We start from the raw sequence: 16,563 nt of genomic DNA on the forward strand, positions 1-16,563 counted from the left end.
CCGCCATCGACGTCGTGGCCCAGGCGGAGCACGGTCCCGATGGCCTGGCATGGCTCGTCACCTGGGACGAGGCGGTCGCCGACGCCGTGGAGGCCGAGGGCATGGCCTGCGTGGTAACCGACACGATCATGTCGTCGCCAGACGTGGCCGCCCTACTTGCCAAACGGATCCTGGGCATGCCGGCTGAGGATCTCACCCCGGATGCGAGTGTCACGCCGACCGCAGGCGCTTCCAGGAATGCAGAGGCTCGCCGATGACGACCGGGCAGCCGGCATTCCCGGCGATCCAGGTCATCCCGGTTGAGGGCCTTCCGGAGGTCCGGGTGGGTGACGACCTGGCGGGCCTCATCGCCGAAGCCGCCGACCTGGTGGACGGCGACGTTGTGGTCGTCACCCAGAAGGTGGTCTCCAAGGCCGAGGACCGGCTGGTGGACATAGACCCCGAGGTGGGCCACAAGCCGCTCGTGGAACGCGAATCGGTCCGGATCCTGCGCCGCCGTGGCGACCTGATCATCAGCGAGACCGAGCACGGCTTCGTGTGCGCCAACGCCGGCATAGACCTCTCCAACGTGGAGGCCGGCCGGGCTGCACTGCTACCCGTCGACTCGGACCGTTCGGCCCGTCGGATCCGCGATGCCCTGCGCCACCGGTTCGGGGTGGACGTAGCCGTGGTGGTGAGCGACACCTTCGGACGACCCTGGCGCCGGGGCGTCACCGACGTTGCCATCGGCTGCGCCGGCCTGCGGCCGGTGGTCGACCTGAGGGGCACAACCGACGCCCTGGGCCGCGAGCTGCAGGTGACCGAGGTGGCGATCGTCGACGAGATCGCGGCGGCCGCCGAGCTGGTCATGGGCAAGGCCTACGGGATCCCGGTGGCCGTGGTGCGCGGTGTGGACCCGGCGTGGTTCGGCGACGGCGGCGTGGTCGCAGACGTGGTCCGTCCGCCCGAAGAGGACCTGTTCCGGTAGGCCCACGGCCACTCGGAGAAGGCCGGCTCCAGATGACCAGAAAGGGTGGCCGCGAACGGCGAGAAGGTACGCCGCCCGGTCAGGCGCCGTAGCCGTCGGGGTGGCGCTGCTGCCAGCGCCAGTGGTCTGCCAGCATCTCGTCAAGGCCGCGTGTGGCCCGCCAGCCCAGCAGGTCCGCCGCCAGCGACGGGTCGGCCCAGATCCGCTCTATGTCGCCGGCCCGTCGGCCCACCACCTCGTGGGGCACCGGGCGACCGATGACCCGTCCGGCGGCGGCAAGTACCTCGAGCACGGAATGGCCGGTGCCCGTTCCCAGGTTGATGGCCCGGCAGCCCGGTGACCCGACTGACGGATCCCGGACATCCTCGTCATTCGGCGCAGCCAGCATGTCCAGGGCCGCCACGTGTCCCTCGGCCAGGTCGACCACGTGGATGTAGTCGCGGATGGCCGAGCCGTCCGGCGTGTCGTAGTCGCCGCCGAACACCGACAGCCGGTCCCGGCGGCCGACAGCCACCTGCATGAGGTACGGCACGAGGTTGTCCGGGGTACCCCGCGGGTCCTCGCCCAGGTCGCCGCTCGCATGGGCTCCCACCGGGTTGAAGTAGCGCAGCAGGAGGACGTCGAGCCCGCCCGCAGCGGCCTCGGCGGCCAGGAGTTCCTCGCAGGCGACCTTGGTGGCGCCGTACGGGTTGGAGGCGCCGACGGGCGAGTCCTCGGTGATCGGCAGCTGCGTCGGTTCGCCGTAGACGGTGCACGACGACGAGAAGACGAGGCGGGACACGCCGTGGCTGCGCATGGCCTCGACCACGCCGATCGTCGAGCCGACGTTGTTGCGGTGGTAGCCCTCCGGGTCGGCGATCGACCCGCTCACCGACTTGAACGCAGCGAAGTGGACCACCTCGTCGACGCCGTGGTCGGCAATGGCCCGTCCGACCGCGTCGGCGTCGGCCGCATCGGCCTCGATGAACGGGAGGTCGGGCCGGGTCAGGGCCCGGAGGGCGTCGACGGCGGCCACCGACGAGTTGGAGAGGTCATCCAGCACGACCACGTCGCGACCGGCTTCGTGGAGTACCGCCGCCGTGTGGCTTCCGATGTAGCCCGCTCCGCCGGTGACGAGGACGGCCATGTCAGGAGTCTCCCGGAATCCGGACGCCAGCCAGTTGGATACCGGCACCTACCGTCTCTGTCGCTCCGATGACGGTCAGGCCCGCTATCGACGCGCCGCTTCCCACATGTGCGCCGGGACCGACGATGGAGTGGTCAACGGTGGCGTCGGCACCGATGGTCGCGCCATCCATGACCACAGCATCACACAGGCGTGCGCCCGGCCCGACCGTCACCCCGGCCATGACAACCGACCGCTCTACGTCGGCACCAGGGTCCACCTGTGCCGACGGGTGGACGGCGGGAAGGTCTCCCCGCGTGCCGTCGACCAGGTCCACCTGCGCCCTGATGTAGGCCTCGGGGGTCCCGGTGTCGATCCAGTATGCGTCGGACCGCACGGCGTGCAGCCGGCGTTCGGTGGCCATGGCCGGGAACACCTCCCGCTCGATGGACACCGGCCGGCCGTCCGGGATCCGGTCCAGGATCGACGGTTCGAGGACGTAGGTGCCGGCGTTGATCCACCGGGAAGGCGCCGATTCGGCGTCGGGCTTCTCGACGAAACCGACCACCCGACCCTCGGCGTCGGTGGGGACCACGCCGTAGCGCGACGGATCGTCGACCTCGGTGAGGGCCAGGGTCGCCTCGGCGCCCGCCGCCCGGTGGCTGGCGACCATGGCGCCGATGTCCAGGTCGGTGAGCACGTCGCCGTTCAGCACCAGGAACGTGTCACAGCCCTCGGAAACTGAACCGGGCCCGGTGCCAGCACCGATGCCTGCCTCGAGGGCGGCGAAGCGCACGGCGCCGGCGGTGTCCAGCGGCTCCGGCTCGACCGCGTAGTGCAGTGGGAGCCCGGCACAGGTGCCGTCCGGGTAGGCGTCGGCGAAGGCCTCGGGGCGGAACCCCAGCGAGAGGACGACCCGGGTGACACCGTGGCCGGCAAGGTGGGCGACGACATGCTCGATAATCGGCCGGTCCACGACCGGCAGCATCTGCTTCGGTATGTCCCGGGTGAGCGGACGCAGCCGGGTTCCGAATCCCCCGACAAGGATGACGGCCTGCACGGGCCGGGTCCGCTACTCGGAGGTCGTGGGCGCCGGGGCGAGCGGATCCGAGGAGAGGGCGTCAGGGCTCACGATGTCCAGGAACGTGAGCCGCTCGGAGCGCGGGGCCGGCGGTTCGACGTCGGCGGGCACCATCGCGACCGTGAACGCCTCACGGTTCTTGAGGAACCTGACACCGGCCAGGTCCTCGGTCACCACCTCGGGATCACGCTCCAGGTCGTCGGCGTCGAACCGGGCGACCTTGAGCACCGTCGGCTGGCCACCACAGTCGGCGCCCTCCACCAACTCCTCACCGGTGTCGAGCACCACCGAGGCGTCGTCGATGCGGCCACCGAAGGCGGAGAAGAACTCGCCGAGGACGGCATCGCGGCCCGAGGCCAACTTGTTGAACGGGTGGATGTGCAGCAGCCCGTCACCGTGGGTGTGGATTCCGTTGGGATCGGTCTCGAGCACCACCTTGGACCGGAAGCTGTCGCAGACGTAGATGTCGTAGGCGGAGTGCCAGTGCTCGCCCACACGTGGCGCCGAGGTGGCCTCGCGGTCGGTACGTGCCCAGAGCACCAGGAGGGATCCGAGGACCACAACGAGGGCGACCGCCATCGGAAAGCCCATCTTCCGTCGTTCGCCGGTACCGCCCGATGCTCCCACCCGGGCGGCGCGGGCGACCTTGCTAGCTGAGTCTCCACGTGCCATAGGGGCAAGAGGCTACCGGCGGGCAGTCCCGACGGCGCATGTGCCAGCGGCCCGAGATCCGCCCCGGCGGCATGCATGCTCGCCCCTGATCAACCCCGTCTGACGTGCAATCTCCACGGTCTGGTCAGCCCTGCCGGCGGCGCCTGGTCGGCGTGCCGGCGAGCTCGTCGACGAGGTCCGCGTACGCCGCGGCGACCGAGGTGGGCGACCTCCACCGCTCGGCCCAGCGTCGCCCGGCCGCGCCCATGGTGGCCCGGAGTTCCGGATCGTCGACAAGGCGCTCCACCGCGGACACGAAGGCGTCCAGGTCGTCCGGGGGCACGGCCAGGCCGGCCCCGGCCTCGTCGAGCACCCGGGCCGCCTCGGTGCCCTCGTCGACGCTGGCGACCAGCGGCCGACCGGCGGCCAGGGCCGAATAGGTCTTTGACGGCACGCTGGAGGCGCCCAACCCGGCCCTGAGCAGCACGACGTGCACGTCGGCCGTGACCAGGACCTCGGGTACCCGTTCGGCAGGCTGGTAGCCGACCACCGTGAGGTTCGGCAGGTCCGCTGCGGCCTCGCGGAGCTCGTCTGCCCGCACGCCTCCACCGTTGGCCACGTAGGCGACGTCGTCGCGGTGACGGTGGCGTCGGGCGGCACCCACGAGGAGGTCGAGCGACTGGGAATGGCCCAGGTTGCCGGCGTACATGACCACGGTCCGGTCGCCGAGGCCGTGTTCGGCCCGGTAGGCGGTGTCGCGGTCCGCGGGCCGGATGGCGTCGGTGTCGACGAAGTTGGGGATGACACGCACCTGTGGTCGGCGGGCGTGGCTCCCTTCCTGGCCATTGGCGGCAGGCTGCTTGTCGATAGCCAGCTTGTCGATGCCCAACTTGGCAGCCACGTTGGCGGCCAGGTCATCTGACAGGACCGTGACGGCGTCGGACCGGCGGTAGGTGAACCGCTCCAGGGCCCTGAAGAACCGGATGGCACGGGGCGACGTGATGGCCCCGACCTGTACGGCCACGTCGGGGAAGACGTCCTGGACGTTGAACACCAGCGGACAGCGGTGCCTTCTGGCAACCAGCCAGCCGGCCAGGCCGAGGGTGAGGGGCGGCGAGACGGCGACCACGCCGTCGAACGGCCCACGGGCGGCCAGGCCGGCCAGGGTGGCGAGGCCGGTGAAGCCGACGAAGCCGAGGGCCCGGGCCACCAGGTTGGCCTTGTCGGACGGGAACGGGTGGAGGCGCACCACGGTCGCGTCGCCGTGGTTCCCCCGCCGGAACGGTCGACCCCGCCAGCCGTCGGCGATCCGGTGGTCGGCGTACCAGGGCAGGGAGGTGACGACGTGGACGTCGTGGCCGAGGTCGCCCAGCCGGTCCACGATGGCCGACACCACGACGCCGGTGGGGGCGGTGTCGGGCTGCAGGTGCGGCGTAATTACGAGGAGTCGCACGGTCAGCCTCGTGGTCCGGTATCAGGCCCGGCAGGTTGGCCAGAATCTGGTCCGACCTCAGGCCCGGCGAGCAGCCGTCGCCACGCCTGTTCAAGGGCCTCAGCCGAGGCCTCCCAGGTGTGGTCGGCGGCCGCCGTGAGCCCTCGCAGGGCCAGGTCCGTCCGCTGCGCCCGGTCGTCGAGGATCCGGCCCAGGCGGTCGGCCCAGGCCTGCGGGTCGTGCGGGGCCAGGACGGCGTCACGATCCACGCCACCGTCCGACACGAGGTCGGCGGCCGGGGTGCCGTCGGCCACGAGCACCGGCACGCCGGCGGCCATGGCCTCCAGGACCGGGATCCCGAACCCCTCGTAGGTGGACGGGAAGGCCACGACGGTGGCCGCTGCGAGGCGGCGGGCCAGGTCGTCGGACGGGATGCGGCCGGTACGCAGGATCCGGTCGCCGTGACGGCTGGCAGCGATTGCGTCAGCCACGTCGGCCTCGGCGTCACCCGGCCCACCGGTCAGCACGAGGTGGGCAGCCGGATGGCCGTCGGCCAGGCGGGTGAACGCCTCGACGAGCATCAGGTGGTTCTTGTGCGGGTGGGTGACCGCCGGGTACAGGATCGTGGGTGGGCCCGACGGCTCGGCCGGGCCGGCGGCAACTTCCTCTGTTCCGATCGGGACGGTGACCACCCGGGCGGGATCCATCCCGAGCCGATCGACGACCTGGCGACCCACCTGGTCGCTGACGGCCACCACCAGGTCGGCCCGGTCGACCGACCGGGGAAGTGCCCATCCCAGGTAGCGGCGCCTGACGAGCGGGAAGTTCCCCGGATGGACGAGAGGCTGGAGGTCGTGGACGGTGACGGCCACCGGTCGGCTCGTGCGAGCCGGTATGCGTCCGCCGAGGTGGTGGACCGCCATGCCGGCGGTTCGACGGGCCAGCCACGTGGACTCGGCGAGGATCCGGCGGGGGCGGCTGCTGCCGTCTCCGGGGTGGACGTCCACGTCGAAGGCGGCGCCCAGGTCGGGGTGGGCGTCCAGTGCCGCGCGGGACAGGTAGACGACCGGTCGGAGGTCCGACGGGCCGTGGCGGCCGTAGGCGGTGAGGGTGCGAACGGCGTACTCCTCGGCCCCACCGACGTCTCCGGGCACCAGCGACAGGAGGTTCACGGCGAGGCGGGTCATGTGCCCAGGACCTCTCTGTAGAGGCGCACCGTCGCTTCGGCGGTGGCGTCCCACGTCATGGTGGCGGCCCTGAGGCGGCCGGCGTCGCCCAGCCGGGCAGCCAGATCGGGATCCTCGATCACCCGGCGCATCGCATCTGCCAGGCCGTCGACGTCGGCGGAGTCCACCGTTAGGCCGGCATCGCCCACCACCTCCGCGGTAGCCGTGCCGGCCGAGGTGACGACCGGCGTGCCGTGGCCCATGGCCTCCAGCACCGGGAGCCCGAAGCCCTCCAGCAGGCTGGGGAAGCAGAAGACGTCGGCGGCGTCGAACCAGGCGTGCTTGACGGCCTCGTCGACGGGCCCGGTCACCACCACACGGTCCCCGAGTGGGGCGACCGCCGCGGAGAGGTCCTCACGCCACCCGGTGGGGCCGACCACGACCAGGGTCGGGCCGTCGAGGCCCAGGGAGGCCAGGGCACGGGCCAGGACTGGGAGGTTCTTGCGGGGTTCCACGGTTCCGACCCACAGTGCCACCGGCCCGTCGAGGCCGTGGCTGGCCCGGAGTCGTGCAGCCAGTTCGGGGTCCGCTGACACCGGGTCGGCACCGAGCGGGACGACGACCACCTGGTGTTCTGGGAATCCGGCTTCGAGCAGGTCCCGTCGTGTGGCCTCCGACGGGCAGACGACCCGGTCGGCCCGTCGGGCGTCGGACAGCCAGGCCTCGAACATGCGATGGCCCCGGAGGGTGGCGACCTCGGGGTGGCGGCGCCAGGCCAGGTCGTGGATGGTGGCCACCAGCGGCAGGTCGGTGGCCGGGACCGCTCCCCCGGTGGCATGTACCAGGTCCGGTTGGCCGGCCAGCCGGTCGACCACCGGTCGGTGCAGCCGGTGCCACGACTCGTAGAGCACCGCCCGGGGCAGGCGGGAAGCCACCGTGGGCACGCCGGCGTCGAGGTGGTCGGGCGGGCCGGTCCGGTGGCGGGCGGTGATGCCGGTTACGTCGACGTCCGGGCGGGCGTGCAGGGCGCGGGCCAGGCCGACGGCAGCTACCGCCGTACCACCGGGAACGCGGTGCCAGCACTGCTCCAGCAGGTGGGCTACCCGGATCGGGCTCGTAACCGGAATGCTCATCGGCACACTTCGGGCCAGACGGGCCGGCAGGGTTCCATCGCGGCGGTCCCCGGTCTGGCTGGTGGGCCGGTGGGCGGGGCCATCGCTCAGGGACAGCGGCTGCCGTCGGGACGTCGACCGTCGAACGTCGTGGCCCTGATGCGCAGCGTCCGCCGGGTGGCCCGGAACGGAACCGCCGAGGCGGCTGAGTCACCACCTGTTGCCAGGGCCGACGCCGGTTCGAACACCGGAAGGGCACCCTCGTCCTGTGTGCCTTCCCCGTCGGCTGTGCCACCTGGAGCGCCCAGGTCTCCCGATTCACCGAGGGCCGCCTGTGCGACCGCCTTCACCTGCTCGAGGTCCCGGGGCGCCAGGAGGAAGGAACCGAAGTCCTGGCCGAGGATCAGCTCGACGCGGTCGCCGAGGGCGTCGTCGAACTCGAAGCGGGGCATCGGCGTAACCATCTGGCCGACCAGCACGGCGTCGTCGAAGCGGTCACGCGAGGCCCGGACGGTGGTGGCCGGCACCGCCTTGCCGATAAACGGTCGGACCGGGAAGCCCTTGTAGACCATCTGCTGGAAGGCAGGGACCGACTCCTCGATCGGCCCACGACGGTCGATGACGTCGAGCAGCACGTCGTCGGGGCGCAGCGTGATCCCGCGGAACACGTCGAAGACCTTCCGGGCGTCCGGATGGAGCCGCAGCACCGACGAGGTTCCGACCACGTCGTCGTAGACCGGCAGTGTGTGACGCTCCAGGCCGGTCGGGTCGAAGTCGGCGAACGAGTTGCCCAGGTCCAGCAGGTCGCGCAGGGTCAGGCGGTCATCCAGGATGGTCGCCCCGGCGATCGCCTCGATCAGGTCGTCGCGCACGATCACCGACCGGGCGCCGTTGGCTACGACCCGCTCCATGGCCAGGACCAGGAAGTCCTGCTGGCGTCGGTTCCGCTCCAGGTCGTTCCAGACGCCGACCCGCTGCCAGGTGCCGTCGATGAACAGTTCCGGCTTGCGGCTGCGCACGAACGACAGGGCGGCCCGGCCGTCGAAGAGGGTGCAGCCGGACTCCGACACGTACAGGCCCGATGCGACGTCACGGGCCGGATACGGGAACCAGAGGGAGACGCCGCCGATCTCGTCGACGATGTTCTCGAAGCCGAGGAAGTCCACGATGAAGAAGTTGTGGATGGGTACGCCGAACTCGCTCGTCACCGTCTCTACGAGCGTCGGGGCGCCGAGTTCCATGCCGCCGACCAGCAGGGCCGAGGCCAGCTTCTCCTCCCGGACCGGTACGCCGTTGCGGTGGATCATCACGTAGAGGTCCCGGGGCAGAGAGACCAGGGAGGCCCGTGAGAGCCCGGGGTCCAGGCGGAGCAGCATGATGGCGTCGGCCAGCGCGATGCCGGGGGTCCGGTCACGGTGGCCGGCCGGATCGTCGGCGTCGAGCCCGACGGCGCTGTCGGTGCCGATCAGCAGGAAGTTCCGGGGCGGAAGGGGCTTGTCGGCCGGGTCAACTCCATCGTCGGCTGGCTCGCCGGTGGCGTCTGGATCGTCGACGTCCGCCGCCGCGTCGGGCTCGTAGACGTCGGCCAGCACGCCAGCGGGGACCTCGATGCGGACGATGCTGGCGACCGCGTCCTCGAACGAGGCGAGGCGGGCTGCGGCGGCCAGCATCCCGACCGAGAAGACGAGGCTGGCGAGGATGACCAACCGCTGGGGCCACGACCGCCGTAGACCCGCCGCCGGTCGCTCCGTCACGCCGTGGATGGTACCAGCGCGTCTCCGACGCCCCGGGCGCGGCCCAGCCGTACCGGGCCGGGCTGGCGGCCTGGTTTCCGAGGTCGTAGCAGGCACCAGGTCCGGTCCCACCAGCGGCGGTCCCTGACCGAGGGTCTGGTGTTGCGCCGACAACTCGTGGCACCCACGACCTAGCCTGCGCCGATGGTCGAAGCCGGGTCCTCCGCCGTCGTGGGCGCCTGCTGGGTCGACGGCCAACTCGTCGAACCGGGGACGGCCACCGTGAGGGCCGACGACCATGCCGTGGTGGTCGGCGACGGCGTGTTCGAGACGATGAAGGTCGTCGACGGGGCCGCCTTCGCCCTCAGCCGCCACCTGCGGCGCCTGGACCGCTCGGCGGCAGGGCTCGGGCTGGACGAACCGGACGAAGACCGCCTCCGGACCGCCGTCGGCGAGGTGCTTGCCGCCGACCCGTCGGCCGGCCTGCTGCGGATCACGTGGTCGAGCGGTGCCGGTCCGTGGGGGTCGGGCCGGGGCGACGGCCCGGGGACGCTCGTGGTGGGTTCGGGCCCGCCCAACGTGTGGCCGTCAGCAGAGCGGGTGCACCTGGTGCCGTGGGCACGCAACGAGCACGGGCCGCTGGTGGGCCTGAAGACCACGTCGTACGCCGAGAACGTGCTGGCGCTGGCCACCGCCAAGCGGGTCGGGTGCAGCGAGGCGCTGTTCGCGAACACGGCAGGCCACCTGTGCGAGGGCACCGGCACCAACGTGTTCCTGGTGGTCGACGGCGCCGTGCTCACTCCCCCGCTCTCGTCGGGCTGCCTGGCCGGGGTGACCCGCGAGCTGGTAATGGAGTTGGCCGACGTCGTGGAGCGCGACATCGACCCGGCCGGGTTCGCATCGGCCGAGGAGGCGTTCCTGACGTCGACGACCCGGGACGTCAGCCCGATCTCGGCGGTGGACGAGGTGGACCTGCCGGCTGCGCCGGGACCGGTGACCGCCGGCCTGATGGCGGCCTTCGCAGACCTGATCGCCCGGACGACCGACCCGTAGCCGATGCCCGCCGGTCAGGCGGGGCGCAGGTGGACGACGTCGCCGGCGTGAAGCGTCACCGGTCCGTCGCCCGGGTCGACGAGCAGCGAGCCGTCCAGGCCCAGGCCGACGGCGGTTCCGGTGACCGGCCCGTCGGGCATGTCGACCCGGACCTCGACACCGACGGTGGCCGACCGCTCCAGGTGGGCCAGTCGTAGGCGTTCGAGGCCGTCGACGGCCTCCAGGTCGGTGAGGCGGGCGTCGAAGCGGGTCAGGACGCTCCGCAGGAGGTCAGCACGGTCGATCGTGTGGCCGGCGGCTGCCAGGGAGGTGGCGCCGGGCGGGGCGGCGTCGCTGACCGTCGGCCAGCCGACGTTGACGCCCATGCCGACCACGATCGCCACCGATCCGCCAGCCGGCCCGCCGGCCGGGCCGCCGCCCACCAGCTCGGCGAGGATGCCGGCGACCTTGCCGGGGGCGGTGCCACCGACCAGCAGCACGTCGTTGGGCCACTTGACGGCGGCCTGCACGCCGTGGGTGCCCAGCGCCTCGACGGTGGCCACGGCGAGGGTGGCGGTGGCCAGCGGATGGCGGTCCGGATCCCAGGTGGGGCGCAGCAGGACCGAGAAGAGCAGGTTGGCGCCCGGCGGGGCGTCCCAGCGACGGTCCAGGCGTCCCCGTCCGGCCGTCTGGTGGTCGGTGACGAGCACCGAACCGTCGGGCAGGTCGCCAGCACCAGCACTGTCGCCAGCGCCGACACCGGCCCCGGAGACCAGGTCGGCGTTGGTGGAGCCGGTCTCGACCACGTGTTCGACAGGTCCGAACCGCGTGCCGGGAGGCGCGCCGAACGGGCGCCGATCACGAGGGTGATGCGAAACGGGTGCCATTCGGGTAACCATATGGCCGTGTTCAACAAGGTTCTGATCGCAAATCGGGGCGAGATCGCCGTCCGGATCATCCGGGCGTGCCGTGAGCAGGGGGTGGCCACGGTCGCCGTCTACTCCGACCTGGACCGCGACGCCCTGCACACCCGCCTGGCGGACGAGGCCTACGCGCTGGGTGGCCAGACGGCCGCCGAGAGCTACCTGGACGTCGAGGCCATCATGGGCGTCATCGAGCGGAGCGGCGCCGACGCCGTGCATCCCGGCTACGGGTTCTTCTCCGAGAACGCCGACTTCGCCCGTGCCGTCACCGCCAGGGGCGTGACGTTCATCGGCCCGCCGCCGGAGGCCATCGAGGTGATGGGCGACAAGATCAGCGCCCGCCTGGCCGCCGAGGCCGTCGGCGTGCTGGGCGTTCCCGGCACGACGGAGTTCATCACCGACCCTGATCAGGTTCGTGCCTTCGGCGCCGAGCACGGCTACCCAATTGCGATCAAGGCGGCCTACGGCGGCGGCGGCCGGGGCATGAAGGTCGTGGCCGACGAGGCCGCCATCGAGGCCGCCATCGAGTCGGCGCAGCGGGAGGCGCTGGCCTACTTCGCCCGGGACGAGATCTACATGGAGCGCTACCTGACGGCGCCCCGCCACATCGAGGTCCAGGTGCTGGCCGACGCCCACGGCAACGCCGTCTACCTGGGCGACCGGGACTGCTCGGCTCAGCGGCGACACCAGAAGCTGATCGAGGAGGCGCCGGCGCCGGGCCTGTCCGACGACGTGCGCACGGCCATGGGCGAGGCCGCGGTGAAGGTGGCGAAGGGCTGCGGCTACACGAACGCCGGCACGGTGGAGTTCCTGTACGAGGACGGCGAGTTCTTCTACCTGGAGATGAACACCCGCCTGCAGGTCGAGCATCCGGTCACCGAGCTGGTGACCGGCCTGGACCTGGTGGAGCAGCAGCTGCGGGTGGCGGCCGGCGAGCCACTGGAGTTCACCCAGGCCGACGTGGCCATTGGTGGTCACGCCATCGAGGTGCGGATCAACGCCGAGGATCCGGCCGGTGGGAAGTTCCTGCCGTCGCCGGGAAGGATCGACACCCTGAAGGTGCCCGACGGCTACGGCGTGCGGTTCGACGGCGGCTACGAGGCCGGCGACGAGATCAGCCAGTTCTACGACAACCTGGTCGGGAAGCTGGTGGTGTGGGGCCGGGACCGTGACGCGGCGATCCGGCGCACCCTGCGGGCCCTCGGCGAGATGGACATCCGTGGCGTGGCCACGACGATCCCGGCGGACGTGGCGATCCTGGAGCACCCGGACTTCCGGGCGGCGACGCATTCCACGAAGTGGGTGGAGGAGACGCTGGACCTGTCCGACGTGGGGTCGTCGGCCGATCCCGGCGATGACGCCGACGACGAGGAACCGACGGTCCGCAGGGACATCTCTGTCGAGGTGGACGGCAAGCGGTTCTCGGTCAGCATGTGGGTGCCGGAGGCGGCTCCCGCGGCCGGGCGGGCCCCGAGCCGGTCGAAGCGTTCGGGTGCCGGGAGCGGTGCGTCGGGCAGCGGCGAGGTGACCGTTCCGATGCAGGGAACCATCATCAAGGTGCTCGTGGCGGTTGGCGACACGGTCGAGGCCGGTGAGGGCGTCTGCGTGCTGGAGGCCATGAAGATGGAGAACACCGTGGCCGCCGGCAAGGGTGGCACGGTCACCGAGGTGCGCGTGTCACCCGGTGATTCGGTGGGCAGCGGCGACGTCGTCGCGGTGATCGAGTAGCCGGTTCGCCTGACGGGCGACCCGAGGGACCGCCGCTACTCGGCGGCGTCGGCCAGGGCCTCGGCCAGCGTGGGGTGCACGAACAGGCTCTCCTGGATGTCGTGCACGGTCAGCCCGGCGGTGACGGCCAGGGCCACGATGGAGATGAGCTCGGCGGCGTGGCGTCCGACGATGGAGCCGCCCAGGACGACGCCGGTGGCCGGGTCGGAGACGATCTTGATGAAGCCCCGGGGGTCGTCGTTGATGACGGCCTTGGCCGACGCGGTGAACGGCACCTTGGTGACCCGGATCTTGCGGCCCTCGGCGAAGGCGTCGGCCTCGGCCAGGCCCACGTCGGCGATCTCCGGTTCGGTGAACACCGCCGAGGCGGCCTTGTCGTAGTCCATGAGCCGGTGGGAGCGGTCGTCTACGACGCCCATGGCGTGCTCGGCGATCTTGCGGCCCTGCATCTGGGCCACCGACGAGAGCGGCAGCTTGCCGGAGACGTCGCCGGCGGCGTAGATGTGCGGGACGCTGGTCCGGCAGTAGGGGTCGATGGGGATGTAGCCACCGTTCGTCTCGATGCCGACGGTGTCGAGGCCCAGGCCCTCGCTGTTGGGCACCGAGCCGACGGCCAGGATCACGTGGCTGCCGGTGGCCATCCGGCCGTCGTCGCAGTGGACCGTGACCTGGTCGCCGTCGCGTTCGATGGACTGGGCCCGGGCGCCCTTGTAGAGGCGGACGCCGCGGCGCAGGAAGTCGGCTTCGAGGGCGGCTGCCACCTCCGGGTCCTTGGCGGGCAGGACCTGCTGGCGGCTGACCACGAGCGTCACGTCGCAGCCGAAGGACTTGAACATGTGGACGAACTCCACGCCGGTGACGCCGGAGCCGACGACGATGAGGTGGTCGGGCATCTCGGCCGGCGGGTAGGCCTCGCGGGTGGTGAGGATGCGCTCGCCGTCGACGGGGGCCCAGTCGGGGATGCGTGGTCGGCTGCCGGTTGAGAGCACGACCACGTCGGCTTCGATCTCCTCGAGGCCGTCGGCGGTCTCGGCAACGACCTGGTGGGGGCCCTTGAGCATTCCGGTGCCCTCGATGAGCCTGATGTTCTGGTTCTCGAGCAGTGACCGGGTGGAGCGGTGGATGCGGTCCTCGATGCTGGCCAGGCGGGCGGAGAGGTTGTCGACGTCGATGCGGGGGCTGACGTCGCCGAGGCCCATTCCCTGGGCCCTGGCGAGGAACGACATGGCGCCGCCGGTGGCGATCATGGCCTTGGACGGGATGCAGTCCCAGAGGTGGGCGGCGCCGCCGACGATGTCCTTCTCGACCATGACGACCTCGGCGCCGTGGCGGGCGGCGTAGCTGGCGGCGGTGTTGCCGCCGGGGCCGCCGCCGATTATCACGAATCGTGTGGGTCGCACGGTGGGTCAGGCTACCGAGCCGGGCTGCGGGGCACCCGTAGAGTGCGGATCGTGCCGACCGCTCCCCGACCGTTCGGCGTCCGCCGTCGGACGCTCAGGAGCGCCTGGATGCTGCTGCGCTCCGGTGACCTGGCCGGGTTCGCCCGGCGGCTCTGGAGGCGCCTGGTAGCGCTCCTGAGGGCACTGGGGCGCCTTGGAGGCCCCGTAGGCCACGTTCAGTGGCGGGAACGCTGGGTGGACCTCACGGACGGTGAACGGGAGGTGGTGGCCGGTTGGGCGTCTGCCACCCGGTTCGCCGTGGTGGTGGGCGACGGGCCACCGGAGGCGGTGGAGGCCACGGTGGCGTCGCTGGCGGCGCAGCTGCACGACGGGTGGGTTCTGAGCGCCTCTGCGCCGGACGTGGCGACCGTCGGGACCACCGCCGGGGTGGCCGACTGGGTGGTCGACCTGCAGGCCGGCGTGGTGCTCCACGAGGCGGCGCTGGCCACCGTTGCCCGTGCCATCGACGCCGATCCCGGCCTACGGCTGGTGTACGCCGACTTCGACCACCTGGACGCCGACGGCGTGCCGACCGACCCGTGCTTCCTGCCGGACTGGAACCCCGACCTGTTCGACGGGCTGGGGCGCATCGGCCCGCTGGTGGCCCGCCACCGGTCCGTGGCGGCCCCCCAGGACGGCGCCGTGCCTGTACTGCCCGGCGGGGTGGTCGCCCACCTTCCGTTCGTGCTGGCGTCTCGGCCCGGCCGCCTTCGGGCGGGCGACCCGGCACCGGTGCGGCGACGGTGGCCGATCGGCGACCCGCCACCGCGGGTCTCGGTGCTGATCCCGACGAGGGACCAGGGGCGCCTGCTGGAGGCCTGCCTGACCAGCCTTCGATCGGTGACCACCTACCCGGACGTGGAGGTAGTGGTGGTCGACCACGAGTCGACCGAGCAACGGGCCCGCGACGTGATCGACGCCCTGGCCGACGACCCGGACGCAGTGGTGGTGCCGTTCTCGGGGCCGTTCAACTTCGCTGCGATGTGCAACCGGGCAGCCGAGGCGGCCTCCGGTGACGTGCTGGTGCTGCTCAACAACGACACCGAGGTTCTGGCACCGGACTGGCTGGACGAGTTCGTCGGCCAGTTGGGCCGCCCGGAGGTCGGCGTGGTCGGCGCGCTCCTGTTGTTCACCGATGGGACGATCCAGCACGCCGGCGTGCACCCGGGGGTGGGTGGCCTGATGGGACACGGCCACAAGTACCGACCCGGCGACGACGGTGGCTACCACGGGCGGCTCACGGTGGCCCACGAGGTGGCCGCGGTGACCGGAGCGTGCCTGGGCGTTACGAGGGCGCTGTGGGACCGCCTGGGCGGGCTGGACGAGGAGCACCTGGCCGTGGCCTACAACGACATCGACCTGTGCCTCCGGGCCCGCGAAGCCGGACTGAGGGTGGTGCTGGCGCCCCACGCGGTGCTGCACCACCACGAGTCGGTGTCGAGGGGCTACGACGACGACCCGCTGCGCCGGGCCCGCCTGGGGCGCGAGGTGGCGGTCATGGAGGAACGCTGGGGTAGCGCCCTGACAGTCGACCCGGCCCACAGCCCGAACCTGGCACTGGACGGCGACGGCTTCACAACGGCCGCTGTCCCACGGGCGACTCCCCCGTGGCGGGCCTGAACGGCCCGGCCGGGCGTCAGTCGACGTTGGTGAACGACAGGTAGGCGAGGCGCTTGGCCTCGAGGCGACCCTTGGCTATGGAGTCCAGCACGAGGCCGGCGGTGGTCATGAGCAGGCCCACCACGACGAGGCCTGTGGCCAGGATGGCGGTCGGCAGGCGGGGCACGAGGCCCGTCTGGGCGTAGGTGACGGCCAACGGGATGCCGAGGGCCACCGAGGCCGCGTAGCAGGCTCCGGCGATCCATCCGAAGAACGCCAGCGGTCGGTGCTCCTTGAGCAGGACCAGCATCGCCCGCAGGATGTTGGTGCCGTCGGCCACGGTGCGGAGCTTGCTGGCCGAGCCGTCGGGCCGGGTGCCGTAGTCGACCTCCACCTCGGCCACCGGGAGGCGCAGTTGCGAGGCGTGGACCGACATCTCGGTCTCGATCTCGAAGCCGGACGAGACGGCGGGGAAGCTCTTCACGAAGCGTCGGGAGAACACCCGGTAGCCGGAGAGGATGTCGGTGAAGCCGGAGCCGAAGAGGGCCCGGTAGAGGCGGTTGAAGAGGCGGTTGCCGAAGGCGTGTCCGGCCCT

15 protein-coding genes are annotated in these 16,563 nt (G+C 71.8%); 5 read left to right on the plus strand and 10 right to left on the minus strand.

Annotated elements, in window-relative coordinates:
- Together MK177_09770 and cofE are read left to right on the plus strand one after the other, a co-directional pair.
- On the plus strand, positions 1 to 257 hold a 257-nt coding region (locus MK177_09770; GenBank protein MCH2427600.1), incomplete at its 5' end, for a histidinol dehydrogenase.
- Complete coding sequence (gene cofE, locus MK177_09775) at positions 254 to 967, plus strand: coenzyme F420-0:L-glutamate ligase (protein ID MCH2427601.1); 714 nt, start codon at positions 254 to 256, stop codon at positions 965 to 967. The genes MK177_09770 and cofE, both read left to right, overlap by 4 nt.
- Before the next feature lie 79 nt (positions 968 to 1,046).
- Here the strand turns inward: cofE and galE are convergent, their stop codons facing one another.
- From galE to MK177_09810, 7 genes are all read right to left on the minus strand, one after another.
- Positions 1,047 to 2,093: a UDP-glucose 4-epimerase GalE gene (gene galE, locus MK177_09780; GenBank protein ID MCH2427602.1), complete on the minus strand. Its 1,047-nt coding sequence runs from the start codon at positions 2,091 to 2,093 to the stop codon at positions 1,047 to 1,049.
- 1 nt (position 2,094) lies between these two features.
- Positions 2,095 to 3,132: an NDP-sugar synthase gene (locus MK177_09785; protein MCH2427603.1), complete on the minus strand. Its 1,038-nt coding sequence runs from the start codon at positions 3,130 to 3,132 to the stop codon at positions 2,095 to 2,097.
- A 12-nt stretch (positions 3,133 to 3,144) separates the two neighbouring features.
- Complete coding sequence (locus MK177_09790; protein ID MCH2427604.1) at positions 3,145 to 3,825, minus strand: hypothetical protein; 681 nt, start codon at positions 3,823 to 3,825, stop codon at positions 3,145 to 3,147.
- A 124-nt stretch (positions 3,826 to 3,949) separates the two neighbouring features.
- The gene (locus MK177_09795; protein ID MCH2427605.1) at positions 3,950 to 5,257 is read right to left on the minus strand and encodes a glycosyltransferase family 4 protein; all 1,308 of its coding nucleotides are present in this window, start codon (positions 5,255 to 5,257) and stop codon (positions 3,950 to 3,952) included.
- A 2-nt stretch (positions 5,258 to 5,259) separates the two neighbouring features.
- Positions 5,260 to 6,423, minus strand: a complete 1,164-nt coding sequence (locus tag MK177_09800) for a glycosyltransferase family 4 protein (protein MCH2427606.1) — start codon at positions 6,421 to 6,423, stop codon at positions 5,260 to 5,262.
- Positions 6,420 to 7,535: a glycosyltransferase family 4 protein gene (locus tag MK177_09805; GenBank protein MCH2427607.1), complete on the minus strand. Its 1,116-nt coding sequence runs from the start codon at positions 7,533 to 7,535 to the stop codon at positions 6,420 to 6,422. Before MK177_09805 ends, MK177_09800 begins: the two co-directional genes overlap by 4 nt.
- Positions 7,536 to 7,621: 86 nt before the next feature.
- Positions 7,622 to 9,268: an LCP family protein gene (locus tag MK177_09810; GenBank protein ID MCH2427608.1), complete on the minus strand. Its 1,647-nt coding sequence runs from the start codon at positions 9,266 to 9,268 to the stop codon at positions 7,622 to 7,624.
- A 183-nt stretch (positions 9,269 to 9,451) separates the two neighbouring features.
- Here MK177_09810 and MK177_09815 point away from each other — a divergent pair, with 183 nt between their 5' ends.
- Positions 9,452 to 10,300: an aminotransferase class IV gene (locus tag MK177_09815; protein ID MCH2427609.1), complete on the plus strand. Its 849-nt coding sequence runs from the start codon at positions 9,452 to 9,454 to the stop codon at positions 10,298 to 10,300.
- A gap of 14 nt (positions 10,301 to 10,314) precedes the next feature.
- Here MK177_09815 and MK177_09820 read toward each other — a convergent pair whose 3' ends face one another.
- Positions 10,315 to 11,166: a biotin--[acetyl-CoA-carboxylase] ligase gene (locus MK177_09820; protein MCH2427610.1), complete on the minus strand. Its 852-nt coding sequence runs from the start codon at positions 11,164 to 11,166 to the stop codon at positions 10,315 to 10,317.
- 12 nt (positions 11,167 to 11,178) lie between these two features.
- Here MK177_09820 and MK177_09825 point away from each other — a divergent pair, with 12 nt between their 5' ends.
- Positions 11,179 to 12,930, plus strand: coding sequence for an acetyl-CoA carboxylase biotin carboxylase subunit (locus MK177_09825; GenBank protein ID MCH2427611.1), 1,752 nt, complete (start codon positions 11,179 to 11,181; stop codon positions 12,928 to 12,930).
- Between the two features lie 35 nt (positions 12,931 to 12,965).
- On the opposite strand, the gene MK177_09830 is transcribed toward MK177_09825, so the two are convergent.
- Positions 12,966 to 14,330 (minus strand): FAD-dependent oxidoreductase, encoded by a 1,365-nt coding sequence (locus tag MK177_09830; GenBank protein MCH2427612.1) that lies wholly within the window; start codon positions 14,328 to 14,330, stop codon positions 12,966 to 12,968.
- 51 nt (positions 14,331 to 14,381) lie between these two features.
- Here MK177_09830 and MK177_09835 point away from each other — a divergent pair, with 51 nt between their 5' ends.
- Complete coding sequence (locus MK177_09835) at positions 14,382 to 15,989, plus strand: glycosyltransferase (GenBank protein MCH2427613.1); 1,608 nt, start codon at positions 14,382 to 14,384, stop codon at positions 15,987 to 15,989.
- 16 nt (positions 15,990 to 16,005) lie between these two features.
- On the opposite strand, the gene MK177_09840 is transcribed toward MK177_09835, so the two are convergent.
- On the minus strand, positions 16,006 to 16,563 hold a 558-nt coding region (locus MK177_09840; protein MCH2427614.1), incomplete at its 5' end, for a glycosyl transferase.

This window comes from Acidimicrobiales bacterium, assembly GCA_022452145.1.
In the GTDB taxonomy this organism is placed as follows: Bacteria; Actinomycetota; Acidimicrobiia; order Acidimicrobiales; family MedAcidi-G1; genus UBA9410.